Source organism: Pseudonocardia kunmingensis, assembly GCF_006716445.1.
GTDB classification, from domain to species: domain Bacteria; phylum Actinomycetota; class Actinomycetes; order Mycobacteriales; family Pseudonocardiaceae; genus Pseudonocardia; species Pseudonocardia kunmingensis.
The window spans coordinates 247,462-273,745 of sequence record NZ_VFPA01000003.1 but is presented as its reverse complement, the minus strand read 5'-3'; the positions used below and the strand labels follow the sequence as shown (position 1 = coordinate 273,745).

Genomic DNA, 26,284 nt, shown 5'->3' with positions numbered 1-26,284 from the left:
GACGATCAGCGCGTGCCCAGCCTCTTCATCGACGGAACCTGGACCTCCGGATCCGGCGGCAGCGCCGAGGTCGTGAACCCGTTCGACGCCTCCGTGGTCGAGACGATCGACCAGGCCGGACCGGACGACGTCGAGCGCGCGGTCGCCGCAGCGCGGGCCGCGTTCGACACCGGCCCGTGGCCCGGGACCGCGGCGGGCGAGCGCGGCGCGCTGCTGCACCGGGTGGCCGACCTGCTCGTGCGCGACAAGGAGGAGATCGCGCGCGTCGAGACCCTCGACACCGGTAAGACCCTGGTCGAGAGCCGCATCGACGTCGACGACGTCACCGGCGTGTTCCGCTACTACGCCGACCTCGCAGGCAAGGACGCGGGCCGGCTCGTCGACACCGGCAACCCGGCCGTCGTCAGCCGGGTGGTGCACGAGCCGGTCGGCGTCTGCGTGCTGATCACGCCGTGGAACTACCCGCTGCTGCAGCTGTCCTGGAAGGTCGCGCCCGCGCTGGCCGCAGGCAACACCGTCGTGATCAAGCCGAGCGAGGTCACCCCGCTGACCTCGGTGCTGCTCGTGCGCCTGCTGGAGGAGGCGGGCGCCCCGCGTGGCGTCGTGAACATCCTGCTCGGCGACGGGCGGTCCGTCGGCGCCCCGCTGTCCGAGCACGCGGACGTCGACATGGTCAGCTTCACGGGCGGCCTCGCCACGGGGCAGGCCATCATGCGCGCGGCCGCCACCACCGTGAAGCGGGTCGCGGTGGAGCTGGGCGGCAAGAACCCGAACATCGTCTTCGCCGATACCGACTTCGAGACCGTCGTCGACAACGCCCTCACCGCCGTCTTCCTGCACGCGGGCCAGGTCTGCTCGGCCGGCGCCCGGCTGATCGTCGAGGACGCGCTGCACGACGACCTCGTCGCCGAGCTGGCCCGGCGCGCCGACCGCATCCGGTTGGGCAACGGGATGGACAAGGACACGGAGTCGGGCCCCCTGGTCTCGGCCGCGCAGCTGGCGAAGATCGAGGACTTCGTGGCGTCGGCGCGTGCGGAGGGCGCCCGCGTGGTGGCGGGCGGGCGCAGGCCCGACGAGCCCGGGCTGCGCAACGGGTTCTTCTACCGGCCCACGGTGATCGCCGACGTCCGGCGCGACATGCGGGTGATCCGCGAGGAGACCTTCGGCCCGATCCTCACCGTGGAGCGGTTCACCAGCGAGGAGGAGGCGATCGCGCTCGGCAACGACACCGAGTACGGGCTGTCCGGCGCCGTCTGGACGGGCGACGCCGGGCGCGCCGAGCGCGTCGCCCGCGCCCTGCGGCACGGCACGATCTGGATCAACGACTTCGGTCCGTACGTCCCGGGTGCGGAGTGGGGCGGCTTCAAGCGGTCGGGCAACGGGCGCGAGCTCGGCCCGACCGGCCTGGCCGAGTACCAGGAGCACAAGCACATCTGGCACAACACCCAGCCGGGTCCGGCGGGCTGGTTCACGGGGGGCGTGTGATGACCGGCGCGTTCGACTACGTCGTCGTCGGCGGCGGATCGGCGGGCTGCGCGCTCGCGGCCCGCCTGTCCGAGGACCCGGGCACCACGGTGTGCCTGCTGGAGGCCGGTCCGTCCGACGTCGACGACCCCGCGATCCTGAAGCTCACCGACTGGATGGCGCTGCTCGACTCCGGCTACGACTGGGACTACCTGGTGGAACCGCAGGAGCGCGGCAACAGCTTCCTGCGCCACGCCCGGGCCAAGGTGCTGGGCGGCTGCTCGTCGCACAACTCGTGCATCGCGTTCTGGACGCCGCGCGAGGACCTCGACGAGTGGGCGGCGGCCGGCTGCGACGGGTGGAGCGCCGACGAGTGCTGGCCGCTCATCGCGCGGCTGGAGAACAACGACGGCCCGTGGGAGGGGCACGGCCGCAGCGGTCCGGTCACGATCATGCAGGTCGCGCCGGACGACCCGTGCGGCGTGGCCCTGCTGGAGGCGGCCGCGGCCGTGGGGCTGCCGACGGTGCGGTTCAACGAGGGCGTCACGGTCTGCGAGGGCGCGGGGTTCTTCCAGATCAACCGCGAGCCCGACGGCACGCGCGCGTCGTCGTCACGGGCGTACCTGCACCCGATCCTGGGCACGCGCCCGAACCTGGAGGTGCGCACCGGGGCGTGGGCCTCGCGGGTGGTGTTCGACGGGACGCGCGCCACGGGCGTCGAGTACCAGCAGGACATCGGTCCGGGCCGCCGCACGGTCACCGCTCGTCGCGAGGTGGTGCTGGCCGCGGGCGCGATCGACAGCCCGAAGCTGCTCATGCTCTCGGGCATCGGGCCGGCCGAGCACCTGCGCGAGTTCGGGATCGACGTGCTCGTGGACGCCCCGGGCGTCGGGGCGAACCTGGACGACCACGTCGAGGGCCTGGTGATGTGGGAGGCCGCCCAGCCCATGGTCACGCGCTCCACGCAGTGGTGGGAGATCGGGTTGTTCACCCGCACCCGCGAGGGTCTGGACCGGCCGGACCTGATGATGCACTACGGGTCGGTTCCGTTCGACCTGAACACGGTGCGCTGGGGCTACCCGACCACCGACAACGGGTTCTGCCTCACCCCGAACGTCACGCGCGGGCGGTCGCGGGGCACCGTGCGGCTGCGCACCCGGGACTTCCGGGACCGGCCCCGGGTCGACCCGCGCTACTTCACCGACCCGGACGGGCACGACATGCGCGTGATGCTCGCCGGGGTGCGGCTGGCCCGGCGCATCGCCGAGCAGGAGCAGCTGAAGGGCTGGGTGGCGCGGGAGCTCACCCCCGGCCCGGACGCGGTCAGCGACGACGAGCTCGCCGACTACGTCACCAGGACCCACAACACCGTCTACCACCCGGCGGGAACCGCGAAGATGGGCCCGGCCACGGACGCCGCTGCAGTTGTCGACCCGCAGCTGCGCGTGCGCGGGGTCGACGGGCTGCGGGTGGCGGACGCGTCGATCCTGCCGTTCCTGCCCGCGATCAACCCGAACATCACCTGCATGATGATCGGGGAGAAGGCGAGCGACCTGCTGCGGGCCGCCTCCTGAGCGATCGGGACACTGGAGCCGTGAGTGCGCCACCGACCAGCCCGTCGATCGTCCTGCTCACGGTCGCCCGCCGGATCGAGGGCGAGCTGAGCGCCGCGCTCGCGCCGCTGGGCCTCACGGTGAGCCGGCTCGGCCTGCTCGGGCACATCTCCGGCGTGCCCGGCGCGTCGTTCAGCGAGCTGGCGCGGATGTCGGGGATCAGCGTGCAGAGCGTGCACACGGCGGTGAAGGCGCTCGTCGCGGCGGGGCTGGTGCAGGACGGCACCGCCCGCGCCGGGGCCGCGTCCACCATCGAGCTCACCTCCGAGGGCGCCGCGATGCTGCAGGAGGCGATGGCCGCCGTGTCGGACGTCGACGACCGGCTCTTCGGCCCGGACGCCGACCCCGCGCTCCGGCAGGTGGGAGACACGGTCCGCATCGCCTTCTCCGCTCCCTGAGCCCTCGGAGCGGGAGTCGGAGCGGCTTGCTTCAGTGCGGCTGAAGGCCTGCTAGCCTTCAGGCAATCTGAAGGAGGGGTCGTGGAAGGTCTGCTGCTGTCGGTGCACGTGCTCGCGGGCATCGTCTTCGTCGGAGGTTCGGCCGTCGCGGCGAGCCTGTTCCCCCGCTACGTGCCGGTCGCGGTGGCCGTGCCGGCCGGCGCGCCCGCCCGCGAGGAACCTGCCGAGCGCAACCGGGCGGTCGCGGTGCTGCTGCACCGCATCACGCGGGTGTACGGGCTGCTCGGCGTGGTCGTGCCGGTGGTCGGGATCGTGCTCGGCGTGGTGCAGGGCCGGATGGGCGAGATCTGGATCAATCTCGCGATGCTCCTCACCGCCGCCGCGGGCCTGCTGCTGGCCCTGGTGATCTACCCCCGCCAGGGGCAGGCGCTCGCCGAGCCCGGGGACGCGGGGCGGCTGCGCTCGCTGAGCATGCTCGCCGGGATCTACAACCTGCTGTGGGCGGTGGTCGTGGTCCTGATGATCGTGCGGCCGGGGGAGCACGCGTAGCGCGCCGCGGCGACCAGCTCGTCCGGGTCGGTGGCGGCGCCGCGGGCGAACTCCGCGGCGAACGCGTCGACCCCGAGCGCGGCCTGCGCCGCCGCCGTGATCCGGTCGACGTCGCCGCGCTCGGCCGCCGGCAGCGGCGCACCGACGCCCTCGCGCGCCGTGGCGGCGGCCCCGAGCAGCCGGGCGGCGTGCGGGTGGGCCCCGGCGAGGGCGACGGCGCCTGCGAGCCCCTCCAGGGCGAGCGCCAGCGCGCGCGGGTCGCCGAAGCGGCGGGCGACCGCGTGCCCGTCGAGCTGCCGGCGCAGGGCGGCCTCGGCGTCGCCGCGGAGCTCGGCGACGAACCCCAGCTCGGCGTGGATCAGCGTGGTGGCGAGCTCCGCGTCGGCCCCGCGGTGCCAGGCGAGGACCTCCCGCAGGTGCTCCTCGGCGGCGTCGAGGCGGCCGGTGCGGCGCTCGCCGAGGGCGAGGCCGGTGAGCCCGAAGACGCGGCCCGGGGCGAAGCCGTGCGCGACGGCCCGCTCGACGGCGCGCCGGTGCAGCTCGTCGGCCTCGGCGAACCGGCGCTCCAACAGGGCGATCCGGCCCAGCCAGGACAGCTGGTAGGACACCTCCGCCCACAGCCCGAGCTCCTCGGCCGTCCGCAGCCCCGTGCGGTGCTGCGCGGCGGCGCGGGGGTAGTCGCCGGTGAGCTCGGCGAGCGTGCCCAGCGCGAAGCTGGCCTGCACCTGCCCCCAGCGGTCGCCGAGGTCGCGGAACAGCGCCGCGGCCCGCTCGGCCGGCTCGCGGGCGCCGGCGTAGTGGAGCTGGCTGACGCGGTCGGCGAGGGCGGCGGCGGTGCCCCACCGGTCACCCAGCGCCTCGAAGGTGGCGAGGGCGGCGGTGGTCAGCGGCCCGCCGCGGACATCGCCCACGGTGGTGAGGGCGTAGCCGAGGAACCACTGGGCGCGGGCGCGGGCCACCGGGTCGGGCAGGTCGGACAGGTCGAGAGCGGCCGCGTCGGGCGGCTCGCCGTCGAGCACGCGCAGCGCCGCCAGCCAGGCCTCGGCCTGGGTGCGGGCGGCGGCGGGCGCGGAACCGGGCACGGCGAGCGCGGCCCGCAGCGACCGGGTGGCCTCGCCGATGCGGCCGCGCAGGAACCAGTACCAGCACAGCGCCTGCGCCAGCCGCAGCGCCGGCTCGGCGCCGTCGGCCTGCTGGACGAGGTGGTCGAGCGCGGCGCGCAGGTTGGCCGCCTCGGCGTCCAGCCGTTCCAGCCAGTGCTGCTGGTCGGCGCGGCGCAGCTCCGGCTCGGCCTGCTCGGCGAGCGCGAGGTAGTGGCGGCTGTGCCGCCGGCGGACCAGCTCCAGCTCGCCCACCTCGGCCATGCGCTCCAGCCCGTAGGCCGCGACGGTTTCCAGCAGCCGGAACCGCGGTGACCCGCCCGGCCCGGGGCGGCTGACCACCAGCGAGCGGTCGACGAGGCGGGCGAGCAGGTCGAGGACCTCTCCGCGGCCCACCCCTCCGCCCGCGCACACCGCCTCGGCCGCGTCCAGGTCGCAGCCCTCGGGGTGGACGGCGAGGCGGCGCAGCACCACCCGCTCGGCGGGCGTGAGCAGCCCCCAGCTCCAGTCGATCACCGCGCGCAGGGTGCGCTGCCGGTCGGGCGCGCCGCGCGGCCCGCCGGAGAGCAGCGCGAACCGGTCGTCGAGCCGGGCCAGCACCCCGTGCACCCCGAGCGCCCGCACCCGCCCCGCGGCCAGCTCCAGCGCGAGCGGCAGGCCGTCGAGCCGCCGGCAGATCGCCGCGACGACCGGCGCCGTGGTGGCGTCCAGGACGAACCCGGGCGCGCTCGCCGCGGCCCGCGCCGCGAACAGCTGCACCGCGCTCGCGGCGCGCACGGCGGCGAGGTCGGCCCCCTCGGGATCGGAGGGCAGCTCCAGCGGCGGCACCTCCCGGAGCACCTCGCCCGCCACGCCGAGCGGCTCCCGGCTGGTGGCCAGGATCCGCAGCTCCGGGGCGGCGCGCAGCAGCTGCTCGGCGAGCGCGGCGACCGCCTCGACGACCTGCTCGCAGTTGTCGAGCACCAGCAGCACCCGCCTGCCGGCCAGCGCCTCGCCGATCCGGGCGACGAGCCGGTCGGCGTCGCGGACGCCGAGCGCGGCCGCGACGGCCTCGGCCACCCACCGCTCGGCGGGCCACTCCGACTCCGGGCAGGCCTGCCGGTCGAGCCCGGCGAGCTCGACGAGGTAGGCGCCGTCGCCGTGCGGGGTGTCGGACGCGACCGCCACCGCGAGGCTGGTCTTGCCGACCCCGCCCGGGCCGGTGAGCGTGACCAGCCGCGCCGTGCGCAGCCGCTCGCGCACCCCGGATATCGCCTCGGCGCGGCCCACCAGCTCGGTGAGCGGGGCCGCGATGGTGGGCCGTGGGGCCGGCGCGGCGGCCGGGCCCTGCAGCGCCGGATCGTGGGCGAGGATCGCCCGCTGCAGCGCGCTGATCTCGGGGCCGGGTTCGAGGCCGAGCTCGTCGACGAGCCGGGCCCGCAGCTCGGCGAACCCGGCGAGCGCCTCGCCGTGGCGGCCGGCCCGGTAGAGCGCGCGCATGTGCAGGCCGCGCAGCCGCTCGCGGGCCGGGTGGCGCGCCACGAGCTGGCCCAGCTCGGCGACGAGCGGGCCGAGCTCCGCGTCACCGAGCGCGAGGCGCGCCTCCGCGCGGTCCGCCTCCGCGGCCAGCCGCTCCTCCTCCAGCCGCTGGGCGGCGGCCACGGCGAACGGCTCCTCGTGGACGTCGGCGAGCGCGGGGCCGCGCCACAGCGCGAGCGCGTCGGCGAGCACGCGAGCCCGGGCCCGCGGATCGGGCGTGTCGCGCGCCTGCCCGGTGAGCGCGCGGAACCGGTGCACGTCGAGCGCGCCCTCGGCGACGCGCAGCAGGTAGCCGGGCGGCTGCCGGACCACGAGGGCGCCCGCGCCCGCCTCCGCGCGCTCGAGCGTGCGACGCAGCTGGGAGACCTTGGTCTGCAGCGTGTTCAGCGGGTCGCGCGGCTCCTGCGCACCCCACAGGTGCGCGACGAGCCGGTCGACGGCGACCGGGCGCCCCTCGTGGACCAGCAGGTCGGCCAGCAGCGCGCGGACCTTCCGCTCCGGCACCCGCACCGGGGCGCCGTCCGCGGTCCACACGGCCAGCGGGCCGAGCACTCCGAATCGCACGCGGTCACGGTAACCACCCGCACCGACAGCGACGGCCGTGCGCCGACCGTAGGTGGACCGTGCGCGCGGCCGCGCACGGTGGCGCCATGAGGAACGAGAACGACAACGGCGACGACGAGAAGGCGGTGGCGGTGCTCGGCCTGGGCGCCATGGGCACCGCGCTGGCCGAGGCGTTCCTGGCCGCGGGCCGCCCGACGACGGTGTGGAACCGCACGCCGGCCAAGGCGCAGGCGCTGGCCGCGCGCGGCGCCGTCGCGCCCCCGACGCTCACCGACGCCGTGCGGGCGAGCCGGCTCGTGGTGGTGTGCCTGCTCGACCACGCGTCCGTGCACGAGGCGCTCGACCCCGTGGCCGACGAGCTGGCCGGGCGCGTGCTGGTCAACCTCACCAACGGCACGCCGAGCCAGGCCCGGGAGCTGGCGTCCTGGGCGGCCGGTCACGGCGCGGAGCTGCTGGACGGCGGGATCATGGCGGTCCCGCCGATGATCGGCACCCCGGCGGCGTTCGTGCTCTACAGCGGCCCGCAGGGGGCCTTCGACGCCCACCGTGGCGCGCTCGACGCGCTGGGCGAGAGCGTCTACGTGGGCAGCGACCACGGCCAGGCCGCCCTGCGGGACCTCGCGCTGCTCAGCGGCATGTACGGCATGTACATGGGCGTGATGCAGGCCTTCGCGCTCACCCGCGGGGAGGTCCCGGCCACGGAGTTCGCGCCGATGCTGCGGCGCTGGCTGACCGGCATGGGCGTGCTCGTCGACAGCACCGCCGCACAGCTCGACTCCGGCGACTACGTGACCGGCGTGGTCTCGAACCTCGCCATGCAGACCGCCGCGTACCCCAACTTCCTGGCGGTGGCGCAGGAGCAGGGCGTGCGCCCCGACTTCATCGCCCCGCTCTACCCGCTCATGCAGCGCCGGGTGGCCGACGGATTCGGCCACGAGGACGTCACCGGCGTGATCGACCTGCTCCGCATCGACGAGAACCAGAAGGAGAACTGATGAGTACCCCCACGCCCGTCACGCTGATCGGCCTGGGCCCGATGGGCCAGGCGATGGTCCGCGCGTTCCTGGCCGCAGGCCACCCCACGACGGTCTGGAACCGCACGCCGAGCCGCGCCGCTGACGTCGTCGCCGCCGGTGCGGCGCAGGCGGCGACCCCCGCGGAGGCGGTGGCGGCGAGCGAGCTCGTCGTGCTCAGCCTCACCGACTACCAGGCCATGTACGACATCCTCGGCGACGTCGGCGACGCGCTGGCCGGGCGCGTCGTCGTCAACCTCAGCTCGGACTCGCCCGAGCGGACGCGGGAGGCGGCAGGCTGGCTGGCCGAGCGCGGCGCCGAGCTGCTCGTCGGCGGGGTGATGGTGCCGGCGCCGATGATCGGCACCGACGACGCGTACGTCTTCTACAGCGGCCCGCAGTCGGTGTTCGAGGCCCAGGAGGCCACGCTGCGCGTGATCGGGCGACCCGACTACCGCGGCGCGGACCCGGCACTGGCCCAGCTGTTCTACCAGGCGCTGCTCGCCGTGTTCCTCACCGCGCTCGCCGCCGAGCTGCAGGCGGCCGCGCTGGTGGGGTCGGCGGGGGTGCCGGCGAAGGAGCTCATGCCCTACGTCCGGGACACCCTCGGGCTGGCCGCGATGTACGTCGACGAGACCGCTCGGGACGTCGACGCGCGCACCTATCCCGGTGACCTCAGCACGGCCACGATGATGGGCGCCACGGCCGACCACATCGTCGCCGCCAGCCGGGCCGCGGGCCTCGACACCGTGCTGCCGGAGGCGGTCAAGTCGCTCTACGACCGGACGATCGCGGCCGGGCACGGCCGGGACAACTGGACGAGCCTGTACGAGGTGATCACGAAGCGCGCCATGTCGTAAGCGCAGCCCGCAGGGCTCGTCGCAGCCCCTGGAGCACCTCGCAGCGCGCCTGCGCCCTGCGAGGTGCTCCGCGCTCCGGGGCGCTGCTACCCGACCGGTTTCAACGGGTCGTGACCCAGCGACATCAGCCGGTGCCGCCAGCCGGACTGGCCGGCCGTCGGCTCCAGGTCGTCGCGGCGCTGCGCGTGCACCCGTTCGACGACGCGGCGCATCACGTGCGCGTCCTCCTCGGTCAGGTCGCCGCGGCGCTTGCCCAGGATGCCGAGCACCTCCTGGCCGGTCGGCGTGCCGGCCTGGTCGGGCAGTGCCTCGGCGTCCTCGCCCGCGTCGCGGGTGCGCAGCCAGTCGCCCAGCTCGCGCGAGGTCATGTTCACCACGCGGTGGAACTCGTCCCACAGTTCGTCGTCGACGTCGGCCATGCCGGGGGCCTACCCGCCCCGGTGGCCCCTGACCCACCCCGCGTAGTAGCGGCGTCAAGGGGTACCGGGAGGGCATGGTGGCCTTCGGCTACTCGCTGCTCTGCGAGCAGCGCGGACCGCGCGAGCTGGTCGCCGACGCGGTCGGGGCCGAGGACGCCGGGTTCGACTTCGCGGTGATCAGCGACCACCTCTCCCCGTGGCTGGACGGGCAGGGCCACGCGCCGAACGCCTGGCCGGTACTGGGGGCGGTGGCCGCGGCCACCGAGCGCATGCCGCTGATGACCTGCGTGACGTGCCCGACGATGCGCTACCACCCGGTGGTCGTGGCGCAGAAGGCGGCGACGGTGGCGCTGCTCGCCGGGGACGGGCGCTTCTGCCTCGGCCTGGGCGCCGGGGAGAACCTGAACGAGCACGTGGTCGGGGCGGGCTGGCCGCCGGTGAACGTGCGGCACGAGATGCTCGGCGAGGCCATCGAGATCATCGGGGAGCTGTTCGCCGGCGGGTACGTCAACCGCCGCGGCGCGCACTACCGCGTCGACTCGGCGAAGCTCTGGGATCGCCCCGATGCGGGCGTCCCCGTCGCGGTGGCGGTCTCGGGGGAGCAGTCGGTGCGGGCCTTCGCCCCGGTCGCCGACGCCATGATCGCCGTCGAGCCCCGGGCCGAGCTGGTGCGGGGCTTCGACGCCGCCGCGGGCACGGCGCTGCCCAAGATCGGTCGGCTGCCGATCAGCTGGGACCCCGACCGGGACGTCGCGGCGGACCGGGCGCACGCGCAGTTCCGCTGGTCCGCGGGCGGGTGGAAGGTGAACGCGGAGCTGCCGGGCACGGCCGCGTTCGCCGCAGCGACCCGGTTCGTCACCCCGGGCGACGTCACGCGCGCCATCCCCTGCGGCCCGGACGTCGCGGCCCACGTCGAGGCGGTGCGCCCCTTCGTGGACGCCGGTTTCACCCACGTCGCGCTGGCCCAGGCGGGTGGGGACACCCAGCCGGAGTTCCTCGCCGTCGCCGAGCGGGAGCTGCTGCCCGCGCTGCGGGAGGAGTTCGGCGCGGCGGGCCACGCGGCGGTCCGCGTCCGCTGAGATCGACTGGAAAGCATTGCAACATCTTCATCACGGCTCCCTGAAACGCCGGGATCCCGCAGCACTACGGGGTTGACTCCGCTCGCAAACGGTTTCAGACTTCCTCGCGCGCACCGGCCGACGAGGGGAGAGGCGTGGCACCGACCATCCGCGACGTCGCCCGTGCGGCGGGCGTCTCCCCGGCCACCGTGTCCCGGGCGCTGTCGATGCCGGAGCTGGTCCGTCCCCCGACCCGGGCGCGGGTGGAGACGGCGGCGCGGCGCCTGGGCTACCACCCCAACCGGGCGGCCCGCGGGCTGATCACCGGCCGCACCGGCAACCTCGGGCTGATCGTCCCTGACCTGTCCAACCCGTTCTTCGCCTCGGTCGTGAAGGGCGTGCAGGCGGCGGCGCGCGCCGCGGACCACTCGGTGTTCATCGCCGACACCGACGAGGTGGCCGACGCCGAGATCGACCTGATGCGCGCGCTGGCCAAGCAGGTCGACGGGCTGATCCTCTGCTCCCCGCGCGCGCCCGACGCCGAGCTCGCCGCCGTCGGCGCGGACTCCACGGTCGTGCTGATGAACCGCCGCGTGGGGGAGCGCCCCAGCGTGATCGTCGACAACGCCGACGGCATGCGGCAGGCCCTCGACCACCTCGCCGCCCTCGGGCACGAGCGCGTCGCCTACGTGGCCGGGCCGCGCACGTCGTGGTCGAACGACCAGCGCGAGCGCGGCCTGAGGGCGGCCGCCGCGGCGGGCGGCACCGAACTGGTGCACGTCGGGCACTTCCCGCCGCAGTTCGAGGGCGGTGTCGCCGCGGCGGACCTCGTACTGGCCTCGGGGGCGACCGCGGTGATCGCCTACAACGACGTGGTCGCCCTCGGGCTGCTCAGCAGGCTCGGCGCGCGCGGGGTGGGCGTGCCCGACGGGCTCAGCGTGGTCGGCTGCGACGACATCGGCATGTCCGCGATGAGCCAGCCCGCGCTCACCACGGTGTCGGTGCCCAAGCGCTCCGCGGGCCGCGCCACCGTCGGTCTGCTGCTCTCGATGCTCGGCCCCGGTGGCGAGCCCGGACCGGTGCACCGCGAACTCCCCACCCAGCTCATCGTGCGCGGCAGCACTGCCGTCGCACCGGCCCCGACGAAGGGATCTTCCCGATGAGGATGCAATGGCGCACCGCACTGACCGCAGGTGGGATCAGCGCCCTCCTGCTGCTGACCGCCTGCGGCGCCCCGGAGGGGCCGGGCAGCGCAGAGGTGCCGGCGGGTGAGGTGCCCGACCGGCCCGCGGAGGCCGTCTCGCTCAACATCCTGGACGTCGCCGGCAACCTGCAGCTGACCCAGGGCATGATCGACGAGTTCGTGGCGCAGAACCCGGACATCGTCTCGCGGGTGACCACCGAGAAGGCCGCGGCGCCCGAGATGGCCGGCAAGATCAAGGCGCAGCAGGACGCCGGCCGGCTCGGCATCGACCTCGTGCTCACCGGCACCGACGGGCTGTCCGCCGGCACCGAGCAGGGCCTGTTCACGCCGCTGCTGCCGCAGTTCGCCGACCGCCTCTCCAACATGGCGAACTACCAGGAGCCGGCCGCGGCGATGCAGGAGCTGGCCGTCGACCACGGCGTGGTCGTCACCTACTACCCGTCCGGGCCGCTCATCGAGTACGCGCCGGACCGGGTGCCGAACCCGCCCACGACGGCCGCGGAGCTGCTGGCGTACGCGCAGGCCAACCCCGGCAAGGTCGGGTACGCGCGTCCGTCGAACTCGGGGCCGGGGCGCACCTTCCTCATGGGCCTGCCCTACATCCTCGGTGACAGCGACCCGAAGGACCCGATGAACGGGTGGGACAAGACCTGGGCCTACCTGGCCGAGCTGGACAAGACCATCACGCAGTACCCGTCGGGCACGACCGACACGATGAAGAACCTGGCCAACGGCACCAACGACATCATCGTCACCACCACCGGCTGGGACATCAACCCGCGGGCGCTGGGCACCGTGCCCGCCGACGTCCAGGTCGGCACGCTCGAGGGCTTCACCTGGGTCACCGACGCCCACTACGCCGCGATCCCCAAGGGCGTCTCGGCCGACAAGCAGGCGGCCCTGCTGGCGCTGATCCAGTTCATGCTCACCCCCGAGCAGCAGGCCAAGGCCTACGACTCGGGCTACTTCTACCCCGGCCCGGCCGTCGAGGGCGTCACGGTGGACATGGCGCCCGCCGAGTCGCAGCAGGTGATCCAGCAGTTCGGCCGCCCGGAGTACGAGGCGCTCATCGCCGACCACCCGAAGGCCACCCCGCTGGCGACCGAGGACATGGTCGCGGCGTTCGACCGCTGGGACCGCGAGATCGGTGGGGGCAACTCCTGATGAGCGGCTTCTCCGAGCTGCGCCTCGACGGCGTCGGGCGCCGGTTCTCCGGCAAGGACGCCCTGGCCGACCTGGACCTGACGATCCGGGCGGGCGAGTTCATCGCCCTGCTCGGGCCGTCCGGGTGCGGGAAGTCGACGGCGCTGAACTGCCTGGCCGGACTGCTGCCGCTGACCTCCGGGTCGATCTGGCAGGACGAGACCCGCGTGGACGTGCTGCCCCCGGAGAAGCGCGGGTTCGGCATGGTGTTCCAGAGCTACGCGCTCTTCCCGCACATGTCGGTGCGCCGCAACGTCGCCTTCGGGCTGCAGATGCGGCGGCTGCCGAAGGCCGAGGTCGCCCGGCGCACGGCCGAGGCGATCCGCCTCGTCCAGCTCGACGCGCACGCCGACAAGCTGCCCGGCCAGCTCTCGGGCGGGCAGCAGCAGCGCGTGGCGATCGCGCGTGCCGTGGTGCTGGAGCCCTCGCTCGTGCTGATGGACGAGCCGCTGTCCAACCTCGACGCGAAGCTGCGCCTGGAGATGCGCACCGAGATCCGCAGGTTGCACCAGTCGCTCGGGCTCACCACCGTCTACGTCACGCACGACCAGGAGGAGGCGCTGTCGCTGGCCGACCGGCTCGTCGTCCTGCGCGACGGGCGGGTGCAGCAGGTCGGCACGCCCGAGGACCTGCACGCCCGGCCGGTGAACTGGCACGTGGCCGACTTCATGGGGTTCCGCAACATGCTCCCGCTGACGGCCGCGCAGGCCTCCGGCGAGGACGTGGTCCTCGAGGGAGAGGGTCTGCGCCTCACCGGCACGGCGGTCGGCCCGCTGTCCGCGGGTGCGGACGTGGTCGCGGCCGTCCGCCCGGAGGACGTGCGGGTGGCGGCCGGCGAGGGCGCGAACCTGATCGCGGCCACCGTCGAGGTGGTCGAGTACCAGGGGCGCGAGCTGGCCGTCGAGGTCCGCACGGACCGCGGTCGCCCGCTGCACGTACGCACCGACCAGCGGCTCGCGCCCGGCGACGCGGTGACGCTGACCGTCGACCCGCACCGCCTGCTCGCCTACCCGCTCGCCCCCGGCGAGCAGGTGCCCGCGCCGCTGGCCGCGGCCGAGGCGGTGCCGTCGTGACGGCCCCCCTGGAACGCCCGGCGTCGCAGGCGCCCGCGCTGCGCCACCGGCTCGCCGAGCGGGGCGTGGACCGGCAGCTGCTGCTGCTCGCCCCGGCGGTGCTGTTCGTGGCGCTGCTGTTCCTCTACCCCTTCTTCTACGGGTTGCAGCTGTCGTTCGCGCCCGAGGAGGGCGGGCCGCTGGCCAGCTACGCGGCGTTCTTCACCGACCCCTACCAGCGGAACACGATCTGGATCACGCTCGGGCTCTCGCTGCCCGCGGCCCTGCTGAACGTGCTGGCCTCGGTGCCCATCGCCTACCGGATGCGTGGCAACTTCCGCGGCAAGCGGCTGCTCACGATCGTGCTCGTCGTGCCGATCACGCTCGGCACCGTGCTCACCGCGCAGGGCCTGCTGAACTTCCTCGGCCCGGCCGGGTGGTTCAACAAGATCCTGATGAGCGTCGGGATGGCCGAGCCGGTGCAGCTCACCGGCAACTACTGGGGCGTGTTCTTCTCGCTGGTGATCACCGGGTTCCCGTTCGCGTTCCTGCTGATCCTGTCCTACCTCTCGGGCATCGACCCCACACTGGAGCGGGCGGCCGCCACGCTCGGCGCCGACTGGAGGCAGCGGTTCCGCCACATCACGCTGCCGCTGCTCGCCCCCGGCCTGGCCACCACGTTCTGCCTGGCCTTCGTGCTGGCGTTCAGCGTGTTCCCGTCCGCCGTGCTCGTCGGCAACCCGGCGGGGGAGACGCGCGTGCTCGCGCTCGCCGCCTACCAGGCCGCCTACGAGCAGTACGACTACTCGCTCGCCTCGGCGATCGCGATGGTGATGGGCGTGGTGGAGCTGCTCGTCATCGCCGTGGTGCTGCTGTGGCGCTCGCGGCTCTACACCGGGTCGACGGGGGGCAAGGGCTGATGGCCGTCATACAGCCCGGCAAACGCCGGATCGTCGCGAGCCCGGCGGCGTGGCTGGTGTGGGGCGCGGTCGCGTTCTTCCTGGTCAACCTGGCCGGCGTGGTCGGCTCGGTGCTGGTCAGCTCGTTCGGCACGCAGTGGTTCGGCACCTGGCTGCCCGAGGGCTTCACCACGAGCTGGTACGCCACGGCGTGGCAGGACTTCCAGCTGTTCGACGTCGTCAGCGTCACGCTGCAGATCTCGCTGCTGGTCGTCGTCATCTCGGTGCTGATCGGGGTTCCGGCGTCCTACGTGCTCGCCCGGCGCACGTTCCCGGGCAAGAACCTCGTCTACTTCGCGTTCCTGCTGCCGATCCTGATGCCGCCGATCACCTACGGCATCCCGCTGGCCACCGTGCTCTACAAGTACGGCTTCGCGGGCAACATGTCCGGCGTCGTGCTGGCGAACCTGGTGCCGTCGGTGCCGTTCGTGATCCTGACGATGACGCCGTTCATCGAGCAGATCAACCCGAGCATCGAGTCGGCGGCGCGGATGTGCGGCGCCGGGATGCGCGCGCTGTTCCTGCGCGTGCTCGGCCCGCTGCTGGTGCCGGGCATCCTCGCCGCGTCGATCCTGGTGCTGGTGCGCACGGTCGGCATGTTCGAGCTGACGTTCCTCACCGCCGGTCCGGACTCGCAGACCCTGGTCGTGGCGCTGTACTACTCGATGTCCGCGGCCGGGATCAGGGCACAGCAGTCCGTCGACGCGATGGCCGTGATCTACACGTCCACGATGCTAGTGCTGCTCGTCATCGCCCTGCGTTACGTCAACCCGACGCAGCTCGTCGCCCGTGTGAAGGAGAACCCGGAGCCGTGAAGATCGTCGACGCCCGTGTCGTCGTGACCTGTCCCGGGCGCAACTTCGTCACGCTCAAGATCGTCACCGACGAGGGGCTGACGGGCGTCGGCGACGCCACCCTGAACGGGCGCGAGCAGGCCGTCGCGGCCTACCTCACCGAGCACGTCGTGCCGGTGCTGATCGGCCGCGACGCCACGCGCATCGAGGACACCTGGCAGTACCTCTACAAGGGCGCGTACTGGCGGCGCGGGCCGGTGACGATGGCCGCGATCGCCGCCGTCGACACGGCGTTGTGGGACATCAAGGGCAAGCAGGCGGGGCTGCCCGTGCACCAGATGCTCGGCGGGCGCAGCCGCGAGGGTGTGACGGTGTACGGGCACGCCAACGGCGAGGACGTCGACGGCGTGCTCGCCGCCGTGGCGCGCCACCTCGACGAGGGCTTCCGGGCGGTGCGGGTGCAGAGCGGCATCCCCGGCCTGGAGGGCGTGTACGGGGTGAGCTCGGCCGCGATCTACGAGCCGGCGTCGGCGGCGGTGCCGACCGAGTCGGTGTGGTCCACCGAGGCCTACCTCGACCACATCCCGACCGTGTTCGCCCGGGTCCGCGAGGAGTTCGGGCCGGGCGTCAAGCTGCTGCACGACGCCCACCACCGGCTCACCCCGATCGAGGCCGCGCGGCTGGGCAAGGCGCTGGAGCCCTACGCCCTGACCTGGGTGGAGGACCCGGTGCCCGCCGAGCTGCAGGAGGGCTTCCGGCTGATCCGCCAGCACACCACCACGCCGATCGCGGTGGGCGAGGTGTTCAACACGATCTTCGACTGCGCGCAGCTCATCCGCGAGCAGCTGATCGACTACGTGCGCGCCACGGTGGTGCACGCCGGTGGCATCACGCACCTGCGGCGGATCTTCGACCTGGCCGCGCTGCACCACGTCCGCAGCGGGTCGCACGGGGCCACGGACCTGTCGCCGGTCTGCATGGCCGCGGCCCTGCAGCTCGACATCGCGATCCCCAACTTCGGGCTGCAGGAGTACATGCCCCACAGCGCCGAGACCGACGCGGTGTTCCCGCACACCTACCGCTACGAGGACGGCTACCTGCACCCCGGCGACGCCCCCGGCCTGGGCGTCGACATCGACGAGGAGCTGGCGGCGCGGTACCCGTACACGCCGGCGGCGCTGCCGGTGAACCGGTTGCAGGACGGCACGCTGCACTCGTGGTGACGCGATATCCGCTGCTATCATAGGTCGCGGAGGTGCCGCTGATGACCGACATCTTGATCCGCGACGTGGCCCCCGATGTGGTCGCAGCCCTCGATGACCAGGCGCGGCGGCTCGGTCTGTCACGCGCCGAGTACCTCAAACGGGAACTGCAACGCGCCGCGGTGCGGCCGACACGACCCGTCACCGAGGCCGACCTCGCCTGGTTCGGCGACGCCTTCGCCGACCTGGCGGATCCGGATGTGATGGGCGAGGCCTGGGAGTGACGACGTGGTTGGCCGACAAGTCGGCGTTGGTCCGGCTGCGCGCCAGTCCGGACGTGGCGACCTGGGTCGAGCGCGTCGATCGCGGTCTCGTCCGGATCGCCACGGCGACCCGGCTCGAGATCGGGTTCTCCGCGCGGTCCGGCTCTGACCTGCGCCTGTCGCAGCAGCGCCCCCCGCTGGCCGCGATGCCGACCGAGTACCTCACCCCGGCTGCCGAGGACCGCGCCGTCGAGGTCCAGCTCCTGCTCGCCGATCGGGGGATGCACCGCGCGCCGTCGGTGCCGGAATTGATGATCGCCGCGCTGGCGGAGCTCGCAGGCTTGGTCGTTCTCCACGTGGACAAGGACTTCGACCTCATCGCCGGGATCACCGGGCAGCCGGTCGAGCGACTGCGGGTGCCCTCCGCCACGTAGATCGGCATTCGCTCGGGAATGCCGGATCGCGAGGCGGCGCTGCACGACCCGTGACGACGGTCCTGCCGGAAGCGCCAACGCTCGCGACGACGCCAATCCCCGGAACGCCGCCAACCCTCGGGCCGGTACAGCCGCAGTGGGAGATGTCGACCCTGGGGCACCTCACGCTCGCGGCGGGCGACGACGTCGCGGGCGGGCCCGGCGCGATGTGGCTCCTGGTGCTGCGCGGCGCGGTCGCGCTCGAGACGGTGGACGGCACCCGTGCGCTGAGGTGCGGCGACGCCGTCCTCGTCGGCGGGGCCACCGCCCGCCGGGTGACCGCGCTCGACGAGGCGGAGGTCGCCGTCGCCGACCTCCGCCTCGCCATCCCGACCCGGCTGCTGCCGAGCCCGCTCGTCGTCCCGGGCTTCAGCGCCCGGCACCCCGGCGTCGCCGCACTGATCGACATGTGCCCGCTGCGGGACGCGTGCACGCCATCGGCGTTCGCCGCGAGCTACGGCGGTCTGGTCGGCGCGGCGATGGTCGCCTCATGGCTGGAGGACACCGGGCGGCGCGACGAGCCGCCCGCCGGGTCGGATCCCGTCGTCGCCGACGTCATGGCGGAGGTGATGCGCCATCCCGGCGCGGCCTGGACGATCGACGAGATGGCGCGGCTGGCGCACCTGTCGCGGTCGGCGCTCACCGAGCGGTTCCGGCGCGCGCTGGGACGCAGCCCGAGCGAGGTGCTGCGCGACGTGCGGATGCAGGTGGCCCGCAAGCTGCTGCGGGACCCCGGCCGCACCGTCACCCAGATCGCGTTCGCCGTGGGCTACGGCTCGACCGCCGCCTTCAGCAGGGCGTTCTCGGCGCACCAGGGCGTCGCCCCGCAGGAGTGGCGGACGTCGTCACTCGCGCGGGACCCGCAGTAGCCCGAACCCGAGCGCCGCGACGGCCGCGACGCTCGCTCCGACGACCAGCGCCGGACCGACGCCGCGCGCGTCGACGATCACGCCACCCATGCTCGCACCCAGCGTGATCGCCACCTGGAACGCCGTGACCTGCAGCGACATCGCCGACTCCGCGCGCTCGGGCTCCACGCGGGTCACCCACAGCTGCGTGGCCACCGGCACCATGTTGAACCCGAAACCCCACAGCACGACGCCCACCGCCAGCGGCGGGAGCGCCGTCGCCGTCGCGGTGAGGAGCAGGCCCACGGCGATCAACACGGGGGCGAGCGCCGCCGCGGGCCGGAGCCAGCGTGCGAGCGCGCCCGCGGCGACGGTGCCCGCCATGCCGCCGATGCCCCACGCCAGCAGCAGCCAGGCCGTGCTGCCCGGGTCGACGCGCTCGATCGCGAGCCGGATGTAGGGGTAGGCGGCGAAGTTGCCGAACGCGACGAGGACGATGCAGGCGACGCCGGCCACGAGGCGCCGGTTGCGGATCGCCCGACGCAGCATGGCGAGGCCGGCCGCCGGGTGGGCGGGAACCGGCGGCACGGTCGCGGCGACGGCGGCGGCGCTGAGCGCGCCGAGGACGGCGGCGCCCACGAACGCGGCGCGCCAACCGAGCACGTCGCTGACCAGCGAGGCGATCGGGAGCGCGACGACCGTCGCGACGCTGACGCCGAAGGCGAGGGCCGTCGAGACGAGGCGGTTGCGACCGGGCACCGCGTGGGTGCCCACGCCGAACGCGAACGACCAGTAGCCCGCGATCGCGACCCCGAGCACGAGCCGGCCGGCGAGCAGCAGCGCGAAGTGCGGTGCGATCGCCACCGCGAGGTTCGCGAGGGCCCCGGCCGCAAGCAGGGCGACGAGCACCAGGCGCCGGTCGGTCCGGGGCAGCAGGACCGCGATGCTCGGCGCCGTGACGGCACCGGCGATGGCCGTCGCGGCGACGGCCAGACCCGCCGTGCCCTCGCTGACGCCGAGGTCGGCCGCCATCGCGGGCAGGACGCTCGCGGGGAGGAACTCGCTCGCCACGAGCAGGGCGATCCCGGTCGCGAGCGCGATGACCGGGCTCCATTCCCGGGAGGCCCTCGTCGACGCCCTCACGGGGGCGGTGTCATGTTCGATCGTCACGGGTTCGAGCATCACCGGGTGCGTCCCCCAGGTGTTGATCGCACGTCGCGTCCGGTTGATCGGACGTCGGCCGGGTCCGCGCCGCGCTCGCACACCGACTGCGGTGCTGCCACACCGACTGCAGTCGGTGTGCGAGGCACGAAGTCGGTGTGCGAGTGCTGGAGACGGTGTGGGAGGCGGCGGCCGGTGTGCGACGGCCGTCGGGGCGGCTCCGCCGGTCGCACACCGATTGCAGTGCTGCCACACCGACTGCAGTCGGTGTGTGAGCGCAGGAGTCGGTGTGTGAGCGGGGGCCTATGGGCTCAGCGCGCCGGGGAGGGTGCGGGCGGCCTCCGTGAGGCTCGGGCCGTACCAGGTCAGCAGCCGGCCGCTGACCAGCGCCGCGGGGACGTCCGGGAAAGCCTCCGGGCCGTCCTCGGCGGTGAAGAGGTAGGGCTCGTCGGGCAGCACCACGAGGTCGTGCGGTGGCAGGTCCGCCGGGTCGATGCGGGGGTAGCGCTCGTCGGCGTCGGCGAGTGCGTTGTCGACGCCGACGCGGTGCAGCACGGCGCCGGTGAAGGTGTCGCGCCCGACCGCCATCCACGGCCTGCGCCAGATCGGCACGACCGCGCGCCGCCGCACGTCCGGCTCCGACAGGGCGGCCCAGGCCGCCTCCGCCTCGTCCAGCCATCCGGGCCGGTCGAGGCCGCAGGCGGAGAGCATCCGCGTCAGCGAGGTGAACGCGCCCTCGACCGTGCGGATGTCGGTGACCCAGACGGCGAGCCCGGCGGCGCGCAGCGCGTCGAGGTCGCCGGGGCGGTTCTCCTCCTGGTTGGCGACGACGAGGTCGGGCGCCAGGGCGATGATCGCCTCGACGTCCGGGTTCTTGGTGCCGCGCACCCGTGCGACGTCCAGGTCCGCCGGGTGCGTGCACCAGTCGGTGGCGCCCACCAGCAGCCCGGGTGCGGTGGCGGCCACCGCCTCGGTGAGCGACGGGACGATCGAGACGACGCGGCGCACCTGCGCGGGTACGGGCACCGGCAGGCCGAGGTCGTCCACCACGGCACCAGCATGCCCCCTCAGCGCCCGGCGAGCAGCGCCGGTCCCGACCGGCGCAGGAAGTCGCGGAAGACCCGCACGGCCGGACCCGCGGGGCGGTCGGCCACCCAGACCAGGCCGACCATCCGCGCGGTGCGCGGCGCGGTGACGGGCAGCTCGACGGTGCCCGGCGTGCGGTGCGCGCTCGGCGCGAGCAGCGCCACGCCGAGCCCGGCGCCGACCAGGCCGCGCAGCGTCTCCCCGTCCTCGCCCTCGAACGCCATCCGCGGCACGAAGCCGGCTTCCCGGCACCACGCCTCGGTGAGGCTGCGCAGCCCGAACCCTGGCCGGTAGCCCACGAACTGCGCGGTGGCCGCCGCGGCCAGCGGCAGCCCGTCGCGCCGGACGGCCAGCGGGTGCTCGGCCGGGACGACGAGGCGCAGCTCCTGCTCGTACATCGGCGCGGTGACGAGGCCGGGGTCGGGCGGCGGCGGTGAGGTGACGCAGAGGTCCACCTCGCCGGCCCGCAGCCGCTCCAGGATCGCGTCGTTGCCGCCCTGGGCCAGGTCGAACCGCACGTCCGGGTGGGTGCGGCGGAACTCGCGCAGCAGCCGCGGCACCGCCTCCGCGCCGAACGTGTGCAGGAAGCCCAGTGCCACCCGGCCGCGCACGGCGTCGGCGTCGGCGTCGATCTCGCGCGCCGCCGCGTCCAGCTCGGCCACGGCGCGCTCGGCGTGCCGCAGGAGGGTGCGGCCCGCGCGGGTGAGGCGCATCGCGCGGCCGGTCCGGACGAACAGCGCGACGCCGAGGTCGTGCTCGAGGCGGGCGATCCCGCGGCTGAGCGTGGACTGCGGCACGTCGATCGCCTCGGCCGCGTGCGTCATGTGCTCGGTGCGGGCGACGGCGGTGAACTGCCGGAGGCGGGGCGCCAGCGTCGCGAGGAGGTCCGACTCATCCACTTCTGCATCGTAGGAGAAGCGAAGATGCATTGGACGCATCAGATCGTCGCTCCTACCGTGGTGAGCGATGACAACGACCGCCCCGGCAGCGACCGGTCACGAACGCGGCACCGCGGCCTACCGGCGGCTCGGTGCGGCGATGTGGTGCGCGGGCCTGGCGACGTTCGTGCTGGTCTACTGCGTGCAGGCGCTGCTGCCCACGCTGGCGGCCGAGTTCGACGTCTCGTCGTCCGCGGCGAGCCTGGCGCTCTCGGCCACGACCGGCACGCTGGCGCTGGCGATCATCCCGCTGTCGGCGGTGGCCGAGTCGTGGGGTCGCACCCGCGTGATGACGGTCGCGCTGGCGGCGTCCGCGGTGCTGGGCGTGCTGGCACCGCTCGCGCCCACGTTCGGCGCGCTGATCGGGATCCGGGCGCTGCAGGGCGTCGCGCTGGCCGCTCTGCCGGCGCTCGCGATGGCGCACGTGACGCGCGAGGTCGCGCCGCGCTGGCTCGGCGGCGCCGTCGGGCTGCTCATCGCGGGCAACACGATCGGCGGGCTCTCCGGCCGCCTCGTCGCCGGCGCGGTCGCCGACATGGCGGGCTGGCGGGTCGCCCTGGCCGTCATCGGCGGGCTGTCGCTGCTGTGCACCGTGGCGTTCCGGCTCCTGCTGCCGCCCGCACTCGCCCCGCCCGCGGCCCGGGTGCGGCTGCGCGAGCTGGGACGCCCGCTGCGGGCCCAGCTGCGCGACCCCGGCCTGCGCTACCTGTTCGGGATCTCGTTCCTGTTGATGGGCGCGTTCGTCACGGTCTACAACTACCTGGGCTTCCGGCTCCTCGCGCCGCCGTTCGGCCTGCCCACCGCCGTGGTCGGGCTGGTGTTCCTCGGCTACCTCGCGGGCACGTGGGCGTCGACCGGGGCCGGGCGCCTGGGTGACCGCTGGGGGCGCAGGCGCGTGCTCTGGGCGGCCGTCCTGCTCGCCGTCGTCGGGGCATGGACCACGGTGCCCGACGCCCTGATCGCCGTCCTGGGCGGGCTGCTGGTCGTCACCATCGGGTTCTTCGCGGCGCACTCGCTGGCCAGCAGCTGGGTGGGCAGACGCGCGTCGATGCTGCCCGACGGGGCGCCGGGCATCGCTGCCTCGATCTACCTGTTCGCCTACTACCTGGGCAGCAGCGTGGGCGGCGCGGCCGGCGGGCTCGCCTACGACGCCGCAGGCTGGCCCGCGGTGGTGGGATACGTGACGGCGCTGCTGGCAGGGGCCCTGACGCTGTCGCTGCTGCTGAGGAGGATCCCGGCCCCGTAGGTCCCGACCGGCGGAGCGGCCCTACATGTTGCGGCGGTACGCCCCGCCCACCTCGAAGAACGCCTCCGTCAGTTGCCCGAGGCTGCAGACCCGCGCCGCGCGCATCAGCTCGTCGAAGACGTTGCCGTCTCCGGTCGCCACGTCCTGCAGCCGCCGGATCGCGGCCTGGGCCTCGCCGGCGTGGCGGCGCTGGAAGTCGGCGAGCCGGTCGAGCTGGCTCTGCTTCTCCTCCTCGGTGGCGCGGGCGAGCTCGATCTCCTCGGGCGCGGCGGTGGACGTGTCGCGGACGAAGGTGTTGACGCCCACGATCGGCAGCGACCCGTCGTGCTTGCGGTGCTCGTAGAGCAGCGACTCGTCCTGGATCCGGCCGCGCTGGTAGCCGGTCTCCATCGCGCCCAGCACGCCGCCGCGCTCGGAGATCCGGTCGAACTCGGCGAGCACCGCCTCCTCGACGAGGTCGGTGAGCTCCTCGACGATGAACGAGCCCTGCAGCGGGTTCTCGTTCATCGACATGCCCCACTCCTTGCCGATGATCAGCTGGATGGCCATCGCGCGGCGCACGGACGACTCGGTCGGCGTGGTCACGGCCTCGTCGAACGCGTTCGTGTGCAGGGAGTTGGCGTTGTCGTAGAGCGCGCAGAGGGCCTGGAGCGTGGTGCGGATGTCGTTGAAGTCCATCTCCTGCGCGTGCAGCGACCGTCCGGAGGTCTGCACGTGGTACTTCAGCTTCTGGGAGCGCTCGTTCGCCCCGTACTTCTCCCGCATCGCGACTGCCCAGATCCGCCGCGCGACGCGCCCGATCACCGAGTACTCGGCGTCCATCCCGTTGGAGAAGAAGAACGACAGGTTGGGCGCGAAGTCGTCGATCGCCATCCCGCGCGCGAGGTAGCTCTCGACGAAGGTGAACCCGTTGGCGAGGGTGAAGGCCAGCTGGCTGATGGGGTTCGCCCCGGCCTCGGCGATGTGGTAGCCGGAGATCGAGACCGAGTAGAAGTTGCGCACCTGCTTCTCGATGAACCACTCCTGGATGTCGGCCATCATCCGCAAGGAGAACTCGGTGGAGAAGATGCAGGTGTTCTGGCCCTGGTCCTCCTTGAGGATGTCGGCCTGCACCGTGCCGCGCACGTTCTGCAGGGCGAACGCGGTGAGCTCCTCGTGCTCGGCCGCGTCGGGCTCGCGCCCCTCCTCCGCCCGGAACCGCTCGACCACCTGGTCGATCGCGGTGTTCAGGTAGAACGCCAGGATCGTCGGGGCCGGCCCATTGATCGTCATCGACACCGACGTGGTGGGCGAGGTCAGGTCGAACCCGGAGTAGAGCACCTCCATGTCGTCCAGCGTCGCGATGGAGACGCCGGACGTGCCGACCTTGCCGTAGACGTCCGGGCGGGTGTCGGGGTCGTGCCCGTAGAGCGTGACCGAGTCGAACGCGGTGGAGAGCCGCTTGGCCTCGGAGTGCTCGGAGAGGAGCTTGAAGCGCCGGTTCGTGCGGAACGCGTCGCCCTCGCCGGCGAACATCCGGCCCGGGTCCTCGCCGTCGCGCTTGAACGCGAACACCCCGGCCGTGAACGGGAACTTCCCGGGCAGGTTCTCGCTGCGCAGGAACCGCAGCAGCTCGGCGTCCTCGGTGAACCGGGGGAGCGCCACGCGCGGCACCTTGTTGCCCGACAGCGTCTCGCGGGTCAGCTGCGTGCGCAGCTCCTTGTCGCGGACCTTCACGACCATCTCGTCGCCCGAGTACGCCTCGACGACCTGCGGCCATTCGTCCAGGAGCGCCGCGGACGCCGCCGGCAGGTCCTGCTCGGACTTCTGCAGCGCCTCGTCGACGGCGTCCCCGACCAGCTCGCGCGCCGTCCGCAGGTGCTGGCGCCGCCGCGCCGCGTCGACGTGGACGGCGGTGTCGGCGTGGTAACCGCGCACCGTCTCGGCGATCTCGGACAGGTAGCGCACGCGCTGCGGGGGGATGACCGCCGCGTACTCGCTGGACGTCTTGCGCTCCGGTCGGCGCAGCCTGCCCTCGCCGACCGTGAGCCCGCTCTCGGCCAGCATGTCGCGCAGGTGGTGGTAGAGCGCGGTGACGCCGTCGTCGTTGAAGGTGGCCGCGCTGGTGCCGAAGACGGGCATGTCCTCCCAGGACGCGCCGAACTCCTCGCGGTTGCGCACCAGCTGCCGCCCGACGTCGCGACGGGCGTCCTCGGCACCGCGGCGCTCGAACTTGTTGATCGCCACCGCGTCGGCGAAGTCGAGCATGTCGATCTTCTCGAGCTGCGAGGCGGCCCCGAACTCGGGCGTCATGACGTAGAGCGAGCGGTCGACGAACGGCACGATCCCGGCGTCGCCCTGCCCGATGCCCGGCGTCTCGACGATCACGAGGTCGAATGCGGCGGCCTTGAGCACGCCGATGACGTCGCCCAGGCGCTCCGGAAGGCCCGCCTCCGATCCCCGGGTGGCCATGGAGCGGAAGAACACCTGGTCGCCGGACAGCGAGTTCATCCGGATCCGGTCGCCGAGCAGCGCCCCGCCCCCGCGGCGGCGGGTCGGGTCCACGGCGAGCACCGCGATGCGGAGCTTGTCCTCCTGGTCGAGGCGGAAGCGGCGCACGAGCTCGTCGGTGAGGCTCGACTTCCCCGAGCCGCCGGTGCCGGTGATGCCCAGCACCGGGACCGTCCGCTTCGGCGTGAGGTCGATCTCGGCCGGGAGCCGGCCCGCCTCGGCGAGGGTGAGCGTGCGGGCGAGGGTGGCCGGCTCGCCGGTGAACAGGGCGTCGAAGGAGGCAGGCGGCGCCGCGGCGAGGTCGACGTCGCAGTCGCGGATCATCGTGTTGATCATCCCGGGGAGCCCGAGCCGCTGGCCGTCCTCGGGGGAGAAGATGCGGGTGACGCCGCGGGAGTGCAGCAGCTCGATCTCCCGCGGCACGATCACCCCGCCGCCCCCGCCGTAGACCTTGATGTGCCCGGCGCCGCGCTCGCGCAGCAGCTCCACGAGGTAGGAGAAGTACTCGACGTGGCCGCCCTGGTAGGAGCTGATCGCGACGCCCTGCGCGTCCTCCTGGATCGCGGCGGCCACCACCTCGTCCACCGAGCGGTTGTGGCCCAGGTGGACGACCTCGGCGCCCTGGCGCTGCAGGATGCGCCGCATGATGTTGATGGCCGCGTCGTGGCCGTCGAAGAGGCTCGCGGCGGTCACGAAGCGCACCGGGTGCTCCGGCACGTGCAGCTCTGCCATGGTGTCGTCCTCTCACCGGGGTGCCCAATTTAGTTTGGCTTCCGAGTATCGGACATGCAAGTTCATGGCCGCGTGAC

23 protein-coding genes are annotated in these 26,284 nt (G+C 73.8%); 17 read left to right on the top strand and 6 right to left on the bottom strand.

Going from position 1 to position 26,284, the window contains the following annotated elements; genetic code table 11:
* Positions 1–12: 12 nt before the first annotated feature.
* The 4 genes from FB558_RS24240 to FB558_RS24225 all read left to right on the top strand — a co-directional run bounded on the left by FB558_RS24240 (position 13) and on the right by FB558_RS24225 (position 4,024).
* Positions 13–1,485: an aldehyde dehydrogenase family protein gene (locus FB558_RS24240; protein WP_142057155.1), complete on the top strand. Its 1,473-nt coding sequence runs from the start codon at positions 13–15 to the stop codon at positions 1,483–1,485.
* Complete coding sequence (locus FB558_RS24235) at positions 1,485–3,038, top strand: GMC family oxidoreductase (RefSeq protein ID WP_142057153.1); 1,554 nt, start codon at positions 1,485–1,487, stop codon at positions 3,036–3,038. Before FB558_RS24240 ends, FB558_RS24235 begins: the two co-directional genes overlap by 1 nt.
* Positions 3,039–3,058: 20 nt before the next feature.
* Positions 3,059–3,475: a MarR family winged helix-turn-helix transcriptional regulator gene (locus FB558_RS24230; RefSeq protein ID WP_142057151.1), complete on the top strand. Its 417-nt coding sequence runs from the start codon at positions 3,059–3,061 to the stop codon at positions 3,473–3,475.
* Positions 3,476–3,556: 81 nt separating this feature from the next.
* Positions 3,557–4,024, top strand: coding sequence for a hypothetical protein (locus FB558_RS24225; protein WP_142057149.1), 468 nt, complete (start codon positions 3,557–3,559; stop codon positions 4,022–4,024).
* On the opposite strand, the gene FB558_RS24220 is transcribed toward FB558_RS24225, so the two are convergent.
* Positions 3,961–7,206 (bottom strand): AfsR/SARP family transcriptional regulator, encoded by a 3,246-nt coding sequence (locus FB558_RS24220; protein ID WP_142057147.1) that lies wholly within the window; start codon positions 7,204–7,206, stop codon positions 3,961–3,963. The two genes, FB558_RS24225 and FB558_RS24220, sit on opposite strands and share 64 nt — an antisense overlap.
* 86 nt (positions 7,207–7,292) lie before the next feature.
* On the opposite strand from FB558_RS24220, the gene FB558_RS24215 reads away from it, so the two are divergent.
* Both FB558_RS24215 and FB558_RS24210 read left to right on the top strand, forming a co-directional pair.
* Complete coding sequence (locus FB558_RS24215; RefSeq protein WP_142057145.1) at positions 7,293–8,201, top strand: NAD(P)-dependent oxidoreductase; 909 nt, start codon at positions 7,293–7,295, stop codon at positions 8,199–8,201.
* The gene (locus FB558_RS24210; RefSeq protein ID WP_142057143.1) at positions 8,201–9,079 is read left to right on the top strand and encodes an NAD(P)-dependent oxidoreductase; all 879 of its coding nucleotides are present in this window, start codon (positions 8,201–8,203) and stop codon (positions 9,077–9,079) included. The genes FB558_RS24215 and FB558_RS24210 overlap by 1 nt, the downstream gene beginning before the upstream one ends.
* An 86-nt stretch (positions 9,080–9,165) precedes the next feature.
* Here FB558_RS24210 and FB558_RS24205 read toward each other — a convergent pair whose 3' ends face one another.
* Complete coding sequence (locus FB558_RS24205) at positions 9,166–9,498, bottom strand: DUF3140 domain-containing protein (protein ID WP_142057141.1); 333 nt, start codon at positions 9,496–9,498, stop codon at positions 9,166–9,168.
* Positions 9,499–9,575: 77 nt separating this feature from the next.
* Between FB558_RS24205 and FB558_RS24200 the strand changes: the two genes are divergently transcribed.
* From FB558_RS24200 to FB558_RS24155, 10 genes are all read left to right on the top strand, one after another.
* Positions 9,576–10,577 (top strand): TIGR03557 family F420-dependent LLM class oxidoreductase, encoded by a 1,002-nt coding sequence (locus tag FB558_RS24200; RefSeq protein WP_142059012.1) that lies wholly within the window; start codon positions 9,576–9,578, stop codon positions 10,575–10,577.
* Between the two features lie 134 nt (positions 10,578–10,711).
* Positions 10,712–11,719 (top strand): LacI family DNA-binding transcriptional regulator, encoded by a 1,008-nt coding sequence (locus FB558_RS24195; RefSeq protein WP_142057139.1) that lies wholly within the window; start codon positions 10,712–10,714, stop codon positions 11,717–11,719.
* Positions 11,716–12,924: an extracellular solute-binding protein gene (locus tag FB558_RS24190; protein ID WP_246106723.1), complete on the top strand. Its 1,209-nt coding sequence runs from the start codon at positions 11,716–11,718 to the stop codon at positions 12,922–12,924. Before FB558_RS24195 ends, FB558_RS24190 begins: the two co-directional genes overlap by 4 nt.
* Positions 12,924–14,036 (top strand): ABC transporter ATP-binding protein, encoded by a 1,113-nt coding sequence (locus FB558_RS24185; protein ID WP_142057137.1) that lies wholly within the window; start codon positions 12,924–12,926, stop codon positions 14,034–14,036. The genes FB558_RS24190 and FB558_RS24185 overlap by 1 nt, the downstream gene beginning before the upstream one ends.
* On the top strand, positions 14,033–14,935 hold the full coding sequence (locus FB558_RS24180; RefSeq protein WP_425468064.1) for an ABC transporter permease: 903 nt from the start codon (positions 14,033–14,035) through the stop codon (positions 14,933–14,935). Before FB558_RS24185 ends, FB558_RS24180 begins: the two co-directional genes overlap by 4 nt.
* A complete protein-coding gene (locus tag FB558_RS24175; protein ID WP_142057135.1) occupies positions 14,935–15,789 on the top strand; it encodes an ABC transporter permease in 855 nt (284 codons plus the stop codon). Before FB558_RS24180 ends, FB558_RS24175 begins: the two co-directional genes overlap by 1 nt.
* Entirely contained in the window at positions 15,786–16,991 is a 1,206-nt protein-coding gene (gene manD / locus FB558_RS24170) for a D-mannonate dehydratase ManD (protein ID WP_142057133.1), read from the top strand. The genes FB558_RS24175 and manD overlap by 4 nt, the downstream gene beginning before the upstream one ends.
* 41 nt (positions 16,992–17,032) lie before the next feature.
* Positions 17,033–17,254, top strand: coding sequence for a type II toxin-antitoxin system VapB family antitoxin (gene vapB / locus FB558_RS24165; protein WP_142059006.1), 222 nt, complete (start codon positions 17,033–17,035; stop codon positions 17,252–17,254).
* Positions 17,251–17,667 (top strand): PIN domain nuclease, encoded by a 417-nt coding sequence (locus FB558_RS24160; protein ID WP_246106722.1) that lies wholly within the window; start codon positions 17,251–17,253, stop codon positions 17,665–17,667. The genes vapB and FB558_RS24160 overlap by 4 nt, the downstream gene beginning before the upstream one ends.
* 143 nt (positions 17,668–17,810) lie before the next feature.
* Positions 17,811–18,575 carry a helix-turn-helix transcriptional regulator gene (locus FB558_RS24155; protein ID WP_142057130.1) on the top strand — a complete coding sequence of 255 codons (765 nt, stop codon included), beginning with the start codon at positions 17,811–17,813 and terminating at the stop codon, positions 18,573–18,575.
* On the opposite strand, the gene FB558_RS24150 is transcribed toward FB558_RS24155, so the two are convergent.
* The 3 genes from FB558_RS24150 to FB558_RS24140 all read right to left on the bottom strand — a co-directional run bounded on the left by FB558_RS24150 (position 18,552) and on the right by FB558_RS24140 (position 21,700).
* On the bottom strand, positions 18,552–19,724 hold the full coding sequence (locus FB558_RS24150) for an MFS transporter (RefSeq protein ID WP_211366809.1): 1,173 nt from the start codon (positions 19,722–19,724) through the stop codon (positions 18,552–18,554). The two genes, FB558_RS24155 and FB558_RS24150, sit on opposite strands and share 24 nt — an antisense overlap.
* 294 nt (positions 19,725–20,018) lie before the next feature.
* Complete coding sequence (locus FB558_RS24145) at positions 20,019–20,765, bottom strand: helical backbone metal receptor (RefSeq protein ID WP_211366808.1); 747 nt, start codon at positions 20,763–20,765, stop codon at positions 20,019–20,021.
* 17 nt (positions 20,766–20,782) lie between these two features.
* Positions 20,783–21,700 (bottom strand): LysR substrate-binding domain-containing protein, encoded by a 918-nt coding sequence (locus tag FB558_RS24140; protein WP_246106721.1) that lies wholly within the window; start codon positions 21,698–21,700, stop codon positions 20,783–20,785.
* Between the two features lie 67 nt (positions 21,701–21,767).
* On the opposite strand from FB558_RS24140, the gene FB558_RS24135 reads away from it, so the two are divergent.
* Positions 21,768–22,985 (top strand): MFS transporter, encoded by a 1,218-nt coding sequence (locus FB558_RS24135; protein WP_246106720.1) that lies wholly within the window; start codon positions 21,768–21,770, stop codon positions 22,983–22,985.
* Between the two features lie 21 nt (positions 22,986–23,006).
* Here the strand turns inward: FB558_RS24135 and icmF are convergent, their stop codons facing one another.
* Entirely contained in the window at positions 23,007–26,207 is a 3,201-nt protein-coding gene (icmF, locus tag FB558_RS24130) for a fused isobutyryl-CoA mutase/GTPase IcmF (RefSeq protein WP_142057126.1), read from the bottom strand.
* Positions 26,208–26,284: the final 77 nt, after the last annotated feature.

Excerpts from the sequence above, each read along its gene's own strand:
- FB558_RS24235 (WP_142057153.1), top strand. The coding sequence starts at position 1,485 with ATGACCGGCGCGTTCGACTACGTCGTCGTCGGCGGCGGATCGGCGGGC.
- FB558_RS24215 (WP_142057145.1), top strand. The coding sequence starts at position 7,293 with ATGAGGAACGAGAACGACAACGGCGACGACGAGAAGGCGGTGGCGGTG.
- FB558_RS24210 (WP_142057143.1), top strand. The coding sequence starts at position 8,201 with ATGAGTACCCCCACGCCCGTCACGCTGATCGGCCTGGGCCCGATGGGC.
- FB558_RS24205 (WP_142057141.1), bottom strand. The coding sequence starts at position 9,498 with ATGGCCGACGTCGACGACGAACTGTGGGACGAGTTCCACCGCGTGGTG.
- FB558_RS24190 (WP_246106723.1), top strand. The coding sequence starts at position 11,716 with ATGAGGATGCAATGGCGCACCGCACTGACCGCAGGTGGGATCAGCGCC.
- FB558_RS24185 (WP_142057137.1), top strand. The coding sequence starts at position 12,924 with ATGAGCGGCTTCTCCGAGCTGCGCCTCGACGGCGTCGGGCGCCGGTTC.
- FB558_RS24175 (WP_142057135.1), top strand. The coding sequence starts at position 14,935 with ATGGCCGTCATACAGCCCGGCAAACGCCGGATCGTCGCGAGCCCGGCG.
- vapB (WP_142059006.1), top strand. The coding sequence starts at position 17,033 with ATGACCGACATCTTGATCCGCGACGTGGCCCCCGATGTGGTCGCAGCC.
- FB558_RS24155 (WP_142057130.1), top strand. The coding sequence starts at position 17,811 with ATGTCGACCCTGGGGCACCTCACGCTCGCGGCGGGCGACGACGTCGCG.
- FB558_RS24135 (WP_246106720.1), top strand. The coding sequence starts at position 21,768 with ATGACAACGACCGCCCCGGCAGCGACCGGTCACGAACGCGGCACCGCG.
- icmF (WP_142057126.1), bottom strand. The coding sequence starts at position 26,207 with ATGGCAGAGCTGCACGTGCCGGAGCACCCGGTGCGCTTCGTGACCGCC.